Below are 13,170 nucleotides of genomic sequence, written 5' to 3'. Positions count from 1 at the left end.
CTAATGGATAAACAATCAAAAAAAGGATTGAGTTATCCTTCTTACCCTTTGGGGAAGTTAGAAGGGGCTGGAGGCATCTACATCCACATACCATTTTGTAAACAGGCTTGTTATTACTGCGATTTTCATTTTTCAACATCTATGAAAAAGAAAGATGAATTGGTAAACGCTTTATTAAAAGAAATACAATTACGTAAAGATGAATTCAAAAACATTGAAGTACAAAGCATCTATTTCGGTGGCGGAACACCTAGCCTATTGACGAATGACGAATTAAGATTATTAATTGAAGAAGTTTACAAAAATTATAAGGTAACTAACAATCCCGAAATCACGCTCGAAGCCAATCCAGATGATTTGATAGGAACTCAGTTGTCACCTCGAGCGCAGTCGAGAGGTCTTTACGAAAATTATAGAAGTATTGGTATTAACAGACTAAGTATTGGTATTCAATCCTTTTTTGAGAGTGATTTAAAACTGATGAATCGTGCACACAATGCGCAAGAAGCAAAGGCTTGTCTAGAGGTGGCTACCAAATATTTCGATAATATTTCAATCGATTTAATTTACGGAATTCAAGGAGCTTCAAATACACAATGGCTTCAAAATATTGATATAGCATTGAGTTATAATGTTCCTCATATTTCGAGTTATGCATTAACCGTTGAGCCCAAAACAGCTTTGGCGTCATTTATAAAAAAAGGAATAATAGATGATGTAAACGATGAGCAAGCACATGAACAATTTTATTTGCTCAAGGCTAAACTTGAAGCCTCTGACTTTATACATTACGAGCTGTCTAATTTCGGGAAAGAAGGTTACTTTAGTAAAAACAATTCGGCCTATTGGCAAGGTAAACCATATATTGGTATTGGGCCATCTGCACACTCTTTTAATGGTAAACAACGTGGTTGGAATGTTAGAAATAATACTAAGTACATCAAAACAATAGAACAAAACGAGCTGCCAATTGAGATTGAAACTTTAACCACAACAGACCGTTACAACGAGTATATAATGACAGGTTTAAGAACCATTTGGGGAGTTTCTTTAGATAAGATTGAAGAAGATTTTGGAAAAACTTATAAAGAATACTTAAAAGAACAAGCCGAAACTTTTATAAATCAACATTTATTGTATATTGATGATAAGCACATACGCGTCACTAAAAAAGGTCAGTTTTTAAGTGATGGTATAGCCAGCGAACTCTTTAAACTTAACTTAGCGTGATTGCACAAATTCAATACAACTCCAAAAAATTAAAGATAGATTTAAATCAGCCATTAGATATTTCAATACCAATAAAAGATGGCGTTTCAAATGTAAATGCGTGGTATATTGGTCCGCCAAAAATAGAACCTGAGGTTTTTGAGGAAGATGTCATTAGTGTAGAAAATGGAGCGTCAGTTAATTTTAATAGGATTACTTTTAATCCACATTCTCATGGTACACATACAGAAACTGTGGGTCATATAACAAAAGAAAAATACTCCATAAATAAACATTTAAAGCGATTTTTCTTTTTGGCCGAAGTAATTACCGTAGCGCCAGAAAAACAAGGCGAAGATTATGTAATATCTGCTAAGCAACTACAATTTGCTATTGGTAATAAAAAACGAGAAGCTCTAGTGGTAAGAACCATACCCAATACTAAGCATAAAAAAACCAAGCAATATTCTAACTCCAACTGGACCTACTTTGAAGAAGAAGCCATTAAACTATTGGTAAAAAAAGGAATAAAGCACCTATTAGTTGATTTGCCTAGTATCGATAGAGAAGAAGATGGTGGTGAATTAAAAGGGCATAATACATTTTGGAACACAAAAGGCAATATTAGAAAAGACGCCACAATAACAGAGTTTGTGTACGTATCTAACAAGATTAAAGATGGTAAATACATTCTTAACCTTCAAATAGCACCTTTTGAAAATGATGCTTCACCGAGTAAACCTGTGTTGTATAAAATATTAGACTAGATAGATAAAAACTAGGCGTGCTAAATCTATTTTGGCATCTCATGCTTTATATAAACTATAGCAAAGTGACAGTACCATAACAAAAGGGTCTAACAAACATATGGAAACATTTTTTATAATAATCATTAGTATACTAGTTACACTAGGTTTGGTAACCGTATTTAGACAATGGAAAACCAAAAAGAAAACCAGCGAACAATCCATCGTTTTATTAGATAAAATAAAGCGTGTTTGTAAATTTATAACTGTAGAAGGAGACTTTGCAGAGATTTATCATTACGAAGACGTAAAGGAAAAATTTCTGAAACTTATCTCAAGCAAAAAAAAAGCGCTAGTAGTTATTAATGCCAAAGCGCATGTAGGTTTCGATCTCAGTAAAGTACAAATGCATTCAGATTTAAAATCTAAAACTGTTGTGCTTTCTCATTTTCCTCAGCCCGAAGTCTTATCTATAGAGAGTGATATAAACTACTACGATAAAAAAGACGGAATGTTCAATAAGTTTGAAGCTTCGGACCTTACCGAACTGCACACAAAAGCAAAAGCGCATATTTTGGAAAAAATCCCAGAAAGCGGATTATATAATGTTGCAAAGTTAGAAGCGTTAGAGGCAATTAAACTTATAGAAAATCTTGTACAAACCATTGGTTGGACCTTAGATTACACTGGCTTAAAAATTGAAGGCGAAGACAAAAAGCTCTTAAAATAGTATTTGTCATTGCAAGGACGATAAAACGTGGCAATCTAGAGCAAAGACTATAATTTAATAAGAACCCTGCTTTCGCAGGTAGTTATATGAACATAGAAGATTTTAGAAATTATTGCATGAAAAAAAAGGAAGTTACAGAGCATTTTCCTTTTGATGACGATGTACTGGTTTTTAAGGTTTGTAATAAAATGTTTGCACTAGCCTCTTTATCAAAATGGGAAAACGAAGAAGGCTTTATAAACCTAAAGTGCAATCCAGATCATGCAGAAGAGTTACGTGCAGAATTTGAGGGTGTTACTCCAGGTTACCACATGCACAAAAAACTATGGAATAGCGTTAAAGTTCATAATACGGACATCTCAACAAAACATATCTTAGAATTAATAGACCATTCTTACGATGAGGTCGTAAAAAGTCTTCCTAAAAAAATCAGAGACAATTTGTAAATTATACTTGTAATTCGGGTTAAAGGGTAGAATCTTCCATTCGTCGCTCACAAATGTTAACTCGTCTAAAAAACGTATTTTAGAGATACTTGAGGTTTTAAATTTGTTACAACAAAAGCTAAACTTCCCTCTAAAATGAGCAATCTACTCAAACAACTAGCAAAGCTAAAAATCGTATTAAGTATACGCAAAATAATAAAGGCTAGCAGACATAATAACCCGATTTTTAGTTCTAATAACACAGAAGAAAAAGGTACTGTAACAGCACAAACTTCGAGCGAAAAGATTGATCAAAAGAATCATGCTATTTTAAATAAAAGCCTTAAACATTTAGACTTTATATCACAACTAGAGATGTATCTGGGTGAAAATAATTATAATAGTTTATCCGTTGAGTTTCTTCTAGAATTCGAAAAAACTAAGCGCGAAGCACAACTATCCGCACTAAAAATGGCTAAAATATTAAATAAACAGTCTTTTAAAGCTGCATAGCAAAAAACCATTCGTCGATACTTATCTGTTATTCATCGACAGTAAATTAAGATTAGTCGAAAACATGAGTTTTTACTACTTTATGAGTGTATTTTGTAACGCTAAACGAAAAAAAAACCAATTGTTTTGAAATCCCTCAATATTTTACTCATAGAAGATGACATGATCGAAGTGATGAAGCTTAAAAGAGCTACAGATTCTTTGCAACTAAATCATAAAATTACAGAAGCTAATAATGGCGAGGAAGCTCTACAATTATTAGAGAAAAAAGACAGTCTTCCAGATATTATTCTTTTAGATCTAAATATGCCAAAGATAAATGGTATTGAGTTTTTAAAAATCTTAAAAACCGATGAACGTTTAAAATATATTCCAACAATAATTTTAACCACTTCCAGCAATCAACGTGATCTTTTAGAATGTTTTAGGGTTGGGATAGCAGGCTATATCTTAAAACCTCTAAAATACGAGGAATATGTTTCAAAAATTGAAAATTTATTAGCATATTGGAGCATTAATGAACTGATTACAGTATAAGGTAACAGATACATTAAAAATAACCCTTTACCGACGCTAAAACAATTGTTTTTATTAACAATGGTTCTACATAACCATTAAAAAAAAGCAATACACATAACACATGAAAGGACTAATATTTACCGAGTTTTTAGAACTAGTAGAAGAAAAGTTTGGATTAGCTATGGTAGATAAAATCATAACCCAGTCCCAACTGCCATCTGGTGGCATCTATACATCAGTAGGAACTTATGAGTTTTCAGAAATGCTTCAACTGCTTACACACTTAAGTAAACACACGGATATTTCAAAAGACGATTTATTACTAGTTTACTCAGAGCATTTGTTTAAGGCGCTTGTGCGATCGCACCCAAATCTCGTAGAGCACTACGAGGATCCTATGAGTTTACTGGCTTCTATAGAAAGTCATATCCATGTAGAAGTACAAAAAATTTATCCAGATGCACAATTGCCAACCTTTCAATTAGAAGACAGAACAGCAAATGAGATGACTTTGGTTTACAAATCAGATAAAGCTTTGTATATGTTAGGCATGGGTCTTATGCAAGAAACATTTAAGCTTTTCAAAACACCGGTAGAAATTAATTTTAAAAAACTAAATAAAGCTGGTACAGAAGTACGTTTTTTTATTAAAAAGACACTATGAACCAACACGATGAGATAGACATTCTAAAAAGAGCTTTAGCACGCGAAAGGGCTTCTAGAAAAGCAGCTGAAAAAATTCTCGAAGAAAAATCTACGGAACTCTATAATCTTACCCAAAAATTAAAAACATCTAATACTAAGCTCGAAAAACTAGTTAAAGAACGCACATTAGAGCTAAAGGGTGTTTTTGAAAATATCATCGATGCATATGTAGTTATGGATTTATGGGGTAATGTTCTAAAGATGAATGATGCAGCAGTACATCTCTTAGGGTACGATAAAAAAGAGGAAGACTTTAACCTTGTAACTTTAGCAGACCAAACTGAGATAGACAACGTAATGGAAGCCTTTGACCTTTTAATGTCCGAAGGTGCTGTTACCAACTTTCAAGTAAAGATTAATACTAAATTTGGCGAACAAAAACTGGTTCAAATCAATGCCAGCATTATATTAGGACCAGACAACAAGCCTATAGCAGCACAAGGTATTGTTAGAGATATTACCAAAGATAAACAAGCAGAAGAGCAGCTAATTGAATCAAAAAATAGACTTTCTACACTAATACGTAATTTAGACTCTGGAGTTTTGCTCGAAGATGAGAACAGAAAAATAATACTTACAAATAACAAATTTTGTGACTTATTTAACATACCTCTAAAGCCCAGTCAATTGGTAGGTGAAGACTGTACCAACTCCGCCCAGCAAAGTAAAGATATGTTTTCTAATTCAGAAGGTTTTGTAAAAAGAATCAACGATATTGTAGAAAAAAAGGAATTGGTTATCGGTGATGAGTTAAAAATGCTAAATGGAAACATCCTTGAACGCGATTATATTCCCGTCTTTAGTGATGCAACATACAAAGGCCATTTATGGAGATATAGAGATGTTACATTAAGCAGAAAATACCGACACAGTATTGAGGTAGAGCGCGAAAAGTACAGAAACATTATTGCCAATATGAATTTGGGATTAATGGAAGTGGACAACAACGATCGTATACTCATGATTAATCAGAGTTTTGCAGAAATTTCTGGTTATACCGAAAAAGAACTCATTGGCAAGCAAGGAAGAAAAATCTTTACAACAGACAAGGAAGTTCAAAAGATTAAAAACGAGAGTAAAAAACGTTTAAAAGGCGAATCAAATTCCTACGAGATTAAAGTAAAAATAAAAAATGGCGAAACAAGATATTGGCTAATCAGTGGTGCCCCAAATTACGATATTAACGGAAAGGTCGTTGGCTCAATAGGTATCCATTTAGATATTACAGACCTGAAAAGTCTTGAGTTACAAAAAGAAAACCTACTCCATAAACTCGAAAAAAGTAATGACGAGTTGCAAGAATACGCGCACATAGTGTCTCACGATTTAAAGTCGCCATTACGCAGTATTGATGCTTTGGTACAATGGATTAAAGAAGACAATGAGAATAAGCTCGACGATGCAAGTTTACAAAATTTAAATCTTATAGAAACGACGCTAGAGAAGATGGAGCAACTAATTTCAGATGTTTTAGAATACTCCAGTATTAGGTCAGAGAAAGGTCAAAGCAAACCAGTAAATACAGATACTATGGTTAAAGACCTATTAAAAATATTATATATTCCAGAGCATATAGAGGTTAAAATTCATGATAAGTTACCTGTCCTTACTGGCGAAAAAACCAAGCTTCAGCAATTGTTTCAAAACCTTATTAGTAACGCTGTTAAATTTATTGATAAGCCAAAGGGAAAAATAGATATAAAACTAAAGGAATTACCATACCACTATCAATTTTCAATCTCAGATAATGGTATTGGTATTGAAGAAAAGTTTCACAATAAAATTTTTAAAATATTTCACTCACTAAATAAAAGTAAAGACTCAACAGGCGTAGGTCTTTCTATAGTAAAAAAAATAGTTGATCTCCACGATGGTAAAATATGGTTGGAGAGCACACCAGGTGTAGGCACCACATTTCATTTTACATTAACAAAATAGTATGCTAATAACAACAACAAAAACTTCTGAAATTGTAAATGCAATTTCTAATCACGTAGGTAAAAATGCTGCTTTAATTACTATTGGAGAGCAGACGGAAATTGATATAAAAGATATAATTGGTCAACTTAATGATGCGGGACTAAAGTTTATGGGTGGGTTGTTTCCAAAAGTTATTCATGGTAATTCTATTTTAGATAAAGGTATTGTAGTTAATACACTAAATAAGTTAGATTCTATGTTCTTAATAAACAACATAAGTTCTAAAAGCTATACCATACCTAAAGTTAATTTTGAAAAAGACCAAAACTATAGCCTTTTTACTTATGTAGATGGTTTAACATCCAATATTTCGCATTACTTAAGTAAGCTTTACGAAAATTACGGAATGCAAACTACTTACTTTGGTGGAGGCGCAGGGAGCCTGTCGTTAAAACAGCAGCCATGTGTGTTTAATAACGAAGGTGTTTTTAAAGATGCAGCCGTTTTTGGCATAATGAAAATGTCATCTAGTATTGGTGTAAAACACGGCTGGAGTAAGGTGGCTGGCCCCTTTATTGTTACAAGAGCTGAAGGTAATATTATAAAAGAGATAAACTGGAAAAATCCTTTTGAAGTCTATAAGGAAACTGTAGAAGAACACTCTGGTAAAATCTTTACAGAAGATAATTTCTTTGAAATCGCTAAGGGCTATCCTTTTGGAATTCTAAAAGAAAGTGCCGAGTGTATCGTTAGAGACCCATTAATGGTAAATGAAAAAGGAGAAATAGTTTGTGTTGGCGAGTTAGAGGATAATACGGTTGTCGATATTCTAAACGGAAATGAAGAATCATTAATACAGGCAGCTAAGTCAGCAACTCAAGAGAGCATTAAGCAAGCATCAGCCCCAAGAAAAGCTATTCTTATAGACTGCATCTCGAGGATTTTATTTCTAGACAAAAATTTTGATAAAGAGTTGTCGGCAGTAACTGGTACTTTAGAAGAGAGTTTTAATAATGTATCTATTGGAGGTGCATTAACATTAGGCGAAATTTCATCTTATGGCGAAGGCTTTTTAGAGTTTTATAATAAAACCATAGTTGTAGGATTGTTTGAATAATGAAAATAGAAGACCACATATTAGACATATTGCAACTTTATGAGTACGCTATGGCTATAGGAAAGTCTTTAGATTATAAAGAAAGTTGTGACCTTTTTCTTAAACTTGTACTAAAGCGAAAAAACCTCAATGCAGCTTGGATTTTAGAGTCTAGAGACAATGTGCTAAAGTCTACTTATGCTATTCCGCTGGGTAAAGAAATTGAAGTAGAAAAAGATGAAGCCAAATCAGCGCTACTAGATCATATAGATTTTGCACAAATAGTTAGTTCTGGTAATGAGATTTCAACCATGGCGCCAATTGCTATAGATGGAGGTATAACCGCAATATTTAATTTACAAGATGGAGGCTATTTGTTTTTATATTCAAAAAAAGATAATCTTACCAAAAAAGATGTATTGCAACTAGAACCGGTAATAAGTAAATTTACAATCAACCTCAAAGCATGTAAAGCATTTAAAGAGCAAGAACAACTGCTTAATAATTTAGAGGTGCAAAACAAAGAGTTAAGTGACTATGCACACATGGTATCTCACGATTTAAAATCGCCTTTGCGTAGTATAGATTCCTTAGCAACGTGGTTAAAAGAAGATTACGACGCTAAGTTAGATGATAAAGGAAAGGAAAGTCTAGGATTAATTCGCAGTAGTGTAGATAAAATGGATGCACTAATAAATGGTATATTAGAATATTCTACGATTGGTAAAAACAAAGTTGAAGTTTATGATGTAGATACCAACAAGCTTATAGACGATATTTCAGAAAGCCTACATGTACCAAGTCATTTTTCAATTATAAAAAGAAATCTGCCGGTTATTAGAGGCGATAAATACAGGCTGCAACAGTTGTTTCAGAATTTAATTACCAATGCCTTAAACTATAACGACAAGGAAAAAGGGATCATTGAAATAGGTGTCCAGGAGAAAAACCACTTTTGGCAGTTTTATGTTAAAGACAACGGCAAAGGCATAGAAAAAAAGTATTTTGATAAAATTTTTAACACCTTTGAGAAACTTGAAAATAATCTAGAATCTACCGGAATAGGTTTATCTATAGCAAAGAAAATCGTAGATATATATGGCGGAAATATTTGGTTAACTTCTAAAGTCAGTGAGGGCACAACATTCTTTTTTACTATAAAAAAATAACCAGATGGAACAACCTAATCTTAATTACATCTACAACATGTCTGGTGGAAATAAAGACTTTGAAAAAAAAATAATACATATCATCAAAACCGAATTTCCTCAAGAAAAGGCAATATATTTTAAAAATTTAGAAGCCAATAACTACAAACAAACTGCCGAAAATGTACACAAGCTTAAACATAAAATTAGTATTTTAGGCCTTGAGAATAGTTATGCTATGGCTGTTAATTATGAGAATAACCTCATGGCGCACAGTACAGAGGGTAAAATTGAATTTGAAGCAATTTTACAAAACATAACTGATTTTTTAAAGACCTTATAATCCTACTGTATGAATTGTATAATTATTGATGATGAAGCAACAGCAAGAGCAATTATATCCCAACTTTGTTCCAATGTAACTAACCTTAACGTTCTCGCAGAATTTCCAAACGCCATCCAGGCCATAAAATATCTCAACCAAAATGAAGTAGATTTAATTTTACTAGATATTCATATGCCAGATTTTACAGGTTTCGATTTTATTGAAACCATCAAGAATCCTCCAAAAATAATATTAACTACATCAGATGCCAATTTTGCTATACAGGCTTTTGAGTACGATTGTATTGTAGATTATTTGGTAAAACCCATCACACCAGAACGCTTTGCTAAAGCTATACAAAAGGCTGAAAGCACTACACAGCCAATCGAGGCAAAACCAAAAACTTCAGATGAGGTAGAAACCACCTCAGGTAATGATCTTTACGTCAATATAGATAGACGCCTTATTAAAATAGACATTCCGAGCATTTACTTGGTAGAAGCTAAAGGAGATTATATTCAAATTAAAACAGAAAATAAGAATTATACCGTTCATTCTACTTTAAAAAAGATTGAAGATAAATTACCAGATAGTCTATTCTTAAAAATTCACCGTTCTTATATTATTAATGTCGATAAAATCATCGATATAGAAGACAATAGCGTGTTAATTAAAAAGGATGTTGTTCCGGTAAGTCGCTCTAACCGTCCAGAATTAATGAAGCGATTAAACCTGTTATAAACAACTCACCGACACTAAATCGCTATTCAACGTTTCAATAAGGATAACTAGCGAATTATAGTGCCTTTACTCAAGTACCTACTCTATATTTGTACCATATTCAAAAAGGTAGGTTTAAATATTGAATTAATAGCAATTAAAGGCAGACGCAAAGAGCGTTCTGCCTTTTTTATTTGATTAAAAAATACAACTCAGTTACCGTTCGTCGACACATAATTGCATTCTATATGTAGATTAAGTCCATTCAACAAAAAGTAGAGGCTTACAGTATCCTTTAATACTACTTTTGTGAGAGGATCATAAGTTTTTATGGTTTTTGGATTGATGGTTTGAAAAGGCAAAGGCGAAAGCCTTTGTCTTTCAAAAAAATGATTAACAGCACAAACGCACAGTAGTAAGTAGTGTTTTAATACTTCATAATCGATTATTATTTAACCCTAATTAATAACGCAGTCAGAAAGGCAAAAACCTTAGTTTTTGCCTTTTGTTTTTTATAAGTAATCTATGTCTTAAAAGCAATCTCCTTTTTTTAGATTTGAGCTTAAAGCAAACAACTTCAGAAAACTAAATACTCACTTTGTACGTTAAAACAGCTGCCTAAATCCAATCTGTTTTACTGTAAAACAAAACACCAATTGTTATTGTCCATTGGTCTACACTTACTGTTTACCCATCGAAATTTATTGAACTAACAGTGCCATCGCAACTAAGTTTGCCCCAGAATTTAAAAACTAAAAACCATTAATTATGAAAATAACAATTGTAGGAAGTGGCTATGTAGGCTTAGTTACAGGCGCTTGTTTTTCGGAAGTAGGTATCGACGTTGTATGTGTTGATGTTGACAAAAAGAAAATAGACAACTTAAACAATGGCATCATTCCCATTTACGAACCAGGATTAGAAAAAATGATTACGCGTAATATGGAAAAAAACCGATTGAGCTTTTCAACCAGTTTAGCAGATTCTATATCAGATTCTGAAGTGGTATTTATAAGTGTAGGTACACCACCAGATGAAGATGGTAGTGCAGATTTAAAACACGTATTGGCTGTAGCACGCGAGTGTGGTAGAACTATGAACGATTATAAACTAATCGTAACAAAAAGTACAGTACCAGTTGGTACCTCAATAAAAGTGAAAAATGCAGTTCAAGAAGAGTTGGATAAACGTAAGACAGACATTCCGTTTGATGTAGCTTCAAACCCAGAATTTTTAAAAGAAGGTGCTGCAATTGACGATTTTATGAAACCAGACCGCATTGTAGTTGGTACAGAAAGTGAAAGAGCAGAAAAATTACTTAACAAACTTTACAAGCCATTTACATTAAATGGTCATCCCATAATTTTTATGGATATCGTTTCTGCTGAAATGACAAAGTATGCTGCAAACGCAATGTTGGCAACTAAAATTAGTTTCATCAATGATATTGCAAACTTATGTGAAGTTGTTGGTGCGGATATTAATAATGTTAGAAAAGGTATTGGTTCAGATTCTCGTATCGGTACAAAATTTATTTATCCAGGTATTGGTTACGGCGGATCTTGCTTTCCTAAAGATGTACAAGCTCTAATTAGAACAGCAAGCGAAAACAAATACGAACTACAAGTGCTTAAAGCGGTTGAGGCTGTAAATAAATCTCAGAAGTTAGTGTTGTTCAATAAAATAAATTCACATTTTAAAGGTGATTTAAGAGGGAAAACCATTGCAGTTTGGGGATTATCCTTTAAACCACAAACCGATGATATGCGTGAAGCACCATCATTACAAATCATAAAGGAATTACTTGCGGCTGGTGCAACTGTAAATGCATACGACCCTGTTGCAGCAGAAGAGGCAAAACATCATTTTGGTGATACAATAAATTATTGTGAAGAACAATACGAAGCTTTAATTGGTGCAGATTGTTTGGCAGTACTAACAGAATGGTCAGAGTTTAAGATTCCTAACTTTAAAATAATGAAACACCTGTTAAACGAAGCGGTTGTTTTTGATGGAAGAAACATCTACGATAAAGAAGAGATGCACAATCTTGGTTACCAATATTCTTGTATTGGTGTTAAAACAGTTCAAACAAAAAAAGAAACAAATAAAAGTTTAGAACTAGTGGGTTAATCCACTAGTTCATAAATCCCAAATATTATGGTCAAAAAAAGAATATTAGTTACAGGTGGCGCAGGATTTGTAGGTTCTCACCTTTGTGAAAGATTACTTTCAGAAGGACACGAAGTCTATTGTTTAGACAACTTTTTTACAGGACAAAAACAGAACATTCTTCATTTAATGTCTAACCCGTATTTTGAGCTTATTCGTCATGATGTTATTAACCCTTACTTAATAGAAGTAGATGAAATTTATAACTTGGCTTGTCCAGCTTCGCCAGTGCATTATCAATACAACCCAATTAAAACCATAAAAACATCGGTTATGGGCGCCATAAATATGTTGGGATTAGCAAAGCGTGTTAATGCTAAGATTTTACAAGCGTCAACGAGCGAAGTTTACGGTAATCCTTTAGTGCACCCTCAACCAGAATCCTATTGGGGAAATGTAAATCCTGTTGGTGAGCGTTCGTGCTACGACGAAGGTAAACGCGCAGCAGAAACCTTGTTTAGAGATTACAACAGCCAGAATAATGTAGAGACCAAAATTGTTAGAATCTTTAATACTTACGGCCCAAGAATGCATCCAAACGATGGTAGAGTAGTGTCTAATTTTATCGTGCAGGCTTTAAAAAACGAAGACATTACGGTTTATGGTAAAGGTAATCAAACTAGAAGCTTTCAATTTGTTGATGATCTTGTAGAAGGTATGATAAGAACAATGAATACCGATGCATCATTTACTAATCCTGTAAACATTGGTAATCCTGTGGAGTTTAAGATTATTGAATTGGCAGAAAAGGTAATTAAGCTTACAAATTCAAAATCTAAAATAATTTATAAAGACTTACCGTCTGACGACCCAATGATGAGAAAACCAGATATTTCTTTGGCAAAACAAGCATTGGATTGGGAACCAAAAGTAAACCTAGACGACGGTCTTGAACAAACCATTTCATTTTTCAAAGCACTTATCAAATAATCAATTTCAATC

14 protein-coding genes are annotated in these 13,170 nt (G+C 33.2%); all 14 read left to right on the top strand.

The annotated features are described in order from the left end of the window. Window positions 1-3 precede the first annotated feature (3 nt). The 14 genes from hemW (at window position 4) to BWZ20_RS07075 (ending at window position 13,158) form a co-directional block, all read left to right on the top strand. The gene (hemW, locus tag BWZ20_RS07140) at window positions 4-1,230 is read left to right on the top strand and encodes a radical SAM family heme chaperone HemW (protein ID WP_083677174.1); all 1,227 of its coding nucleotides are present in this window, start codon (window positions 4-6) and stop codon (window positions 1,228-1,230) included. Further along, complete coding sequence (locus BWZ20_RS07135) at window positions 1,227-1,976, top strand: cyclase family protein (RefSeq protein ID WP_076618252.1); 750 nt, start codon at window positions 1,227-1,229, stop codon at window positions 1,974-1,976. The genes hemW and BWZ20_RS07135 overlap by 4 nt, the downstream gene beginning before the upstream one ends. 100 nt (window positions 1,977-2,076) lie before the next feature. After that, window positions 2,077-2,685: a DUF4230 domain-containing protein gene (locus BWZ20_RS07130; RefSeq protein ID WP_076618250.1), complete on the top strand. Its 609-nt coding sequence runs from the start codon at window positions 2,077-2,079 to the stop codon at window positions 2,683-2,685. A 116-nt stretch (window positions 2,686-2,801) separates the two neighbouring features. After that, window positions 2,802-3,131 (top strand): MmcQ/YjbR family DNA-binding protein, encoded by a 330-nt coding sequence (locus BWZ20_RS07125; protein ID WP_317041694.1) that lies wholly within the window; start codon window positions 2,802-2,804, stop codon window positions 3,129-3,131. A gap of 135 nt (window positions 3,132-3,266) precedes the next feature. After that, window positions 3,267-3,623, top strand: coding sequence for a hypothetical protein (locus BWZ20_RS07120; RefSeq protein WP_076618245.1), 357 nt, complete (start codon window positions 3,267-3,269; stop codon window positions 3,621-3,623). Between the two features lie 162 nt (window positions 3,624-3,785). Beyond that, window positions 3,786-4,160, top strand: coding sequence for a response regulator (locus tag BWZ20_RS07115; RefSeq protein ID WP_410529709.1), 375 nt, complete (start codon window positions 3,786-3,788; stop codon window positions 4,158-4,160). 103 nt (window positions 4,161-4,263) lie between these two features. Beyond that, a complete protein-coding gene (locus tag BWZ20_RS07110) occupies window positions 4,264-4,806 on the top strand; it encodes a heme NO-binding domain-containing protein (protein WP_076618239.1) in 543 nt (180 codons plus the stop codon). Further along, on the top strand, window positions 4,803-6,785 hold the full coding sequence (locus tag BWZ20_RS07105) for a PAS domain-containing sensor histidine kinase (protein ID WP_076618236.1): 1,983 nt from the start codon (window positions 4,803-4,805) through the stop codon (window positions 6,783-6,785). Before BWZ20_RS07110 ends, BWZ20_RS07105 begins: the two co-directional genes overlap by 4 nt. Before the next feature lies 1 nt (window position 6,786). After that, window positions 6,787-7,884 (top strand): FIST signal transduction protein, encoded by a 1,098-nt coding sequence (locus BWZ20_RS07100; protein ID WP_076618234.1) that lies wholly within the window; start codon window positions 6,787-6,789, stop codon window positions 7,882-7,884. Next, window positions 7,884-9,032 carry a sensor histidine kinase gene (locus BWZ20_RS07095; protein WP_076618231.1) on the top strand — a complete coding sequence of 383 codons (1,149 nt, stop codon included), beginning with the start codon at window positions 7,884-7,886 and terminating at the stop codon, window positions 9,030-9,032. Before BWZ20_RS07100 ends, BWZ20_RS07095 begins: the two co-directional genes overlap by 1 nt. Window positions 9,033-9,036: 4 nt before the next feature. Beyond that, entirely contained in the window at window positions 9,037-9,354 is a 318-nt protein-coding gene (locus tag BWZ20_RS07090) for a histidine kinase (RefSeq protein ID WP_076618228.1), read from the top strand. A 9-nt stretch (window positions 9,355-9,363) separates the two neighbouring features. Continuing rightward, window positions 9,364-10,077, top strand: a complete 714-nt coding sequence (locus tag BWZ20_RS07085) for a LytR/AlgR family response regulator transcription factor (protein WP_076618225.1) — start codon at window positions 9,364-9,366, stop codon at window positions 10,075-10,077. Window positions 10,078-10,824: 747 nt separating this feature from the next. Beyond that, entirely contained in the window at window positions 10,825-12,189 is a 1,365-nt protein-coding gene (locus BWZ20_RS07080) for a UDP-glucose dehydrogenase family protein (protein ID WP_076618222.1), read from the top strand. A gap of 27 nt (window positions 12,190-12,216) precedes the next feature. Further along, window positions 12,217-13,158 (top strand): UDP-glucuronic acid decarboxylase family protein, encoded by a 942-nt coding sequence (locus BWZ20_RS07075; RefSeq protein WP_076618221.1) that lies wholly within the window; start codon window positions 12,217-12,219, stop codon window positions 13,156-13,158. The last annotated feature ends 12 nt before the right edge of the window (window positions 13,159-13,170 follow it).

The sequence above is a fragment of the Winogradskyella sp. J14-2 genome (assembly GCF_001971725.1).
Lineage (GTDB): Bacteria > Bacteroidota > Bacteroidia > Flavobacteriales > Flavobacteriaceae > Winogradskyella.
The sequence above is the reverse complement of the archived record's forward strand: the minus strand, read 5'-3'. Positions and strand labels throughout refer to the sequence as shown.

Coding starts and splice junctions, on each gene's coding strand:
- hemW (WP_083677174.1), top strand. CDS start 4: ATGGATAAACAATCAAAAAAAGGATTGAGTTATCCTTCTTACCCTTTG.
- BWZ20_RS07130 (WP_076618250.1), top strand. CDS start 2,077: ATGGAAACATTTTTTATAATAATCATTAGTATACTAGTTACACTAGGT.
- BWZ20_RS07125 (WP_317041694.1), top strand. CDS start 2,802: ATGAAAAAAAAGGAAGTTACAGAGCATTTTCCTTTTGATGACGATGTA.
- BWZ20_RS07120 (WP_076618245.1), top strand. CDS start 3,267: ATGAGCAATCTACTCAAACAACTAGCAAAGCTAAAAATCGTATTAAGT.
- BWZ20_RS07115 (WP_410529709.1), top strand. CDS start 3,786: ATGATCGAAGTGATGAAGCTTAAAAGAGCTACAGATTCTTTGCAACTA.
- BWZ20_RS07110 (WP_076618239.1), top strand. CDS start 4,264: ATGAAAGGACTAATATTTACCGAGTTTTTAGAACTAGTAGAAGAAAAG.
- BWZ20_RS07105 (WP_076618236.1), top strand. CDS start 4,803: ATGAACCAACACGATGAGATAGACATTCTAAAAAGAGCTTTAGCACGC.
- BWZ20_RS07100 (WP_076618234.1), top strand. CDS start 6,787: ATGCTAATAACAACAACAAAAACTTCTGAAATTGTAAATGCAATTTCT.
- BWZ20_RS07095 (WP_076618231.1), top strand. CDS start 7,884: ATGAAAATAGAAGACCACATATTAGACATATTGCAACTTTATGAGTAC.
- BWZ20_RS07090 (WP_076618228.1), top strand. CDS start 9,037: ATGGAACAACCTAATCTTAATTACATCTACAACATGTCTGGTGGAAAT.
- BWZ20_RS07085 (WP_076618225.1), top strand. CDS start 9,364: ATGAATTGTATAATTATTGATGATGAAGCAACAGCAAGAGCAATTATA.
- BWZ20_RS07080 (WP_076618222.1), top strand. CDS start 10,825: ATGAAAATAACAATTGTAGGAAGTGGCTATGTAGGCTTAGTTACAGGC.
- BWZ20_RS07075 (WP_076618221.1), top strand. CDS start 12,217: ATGGTCAAAAAAAGAATATTAGTTACAGGTGGCGCAGGATTTGTAGGT.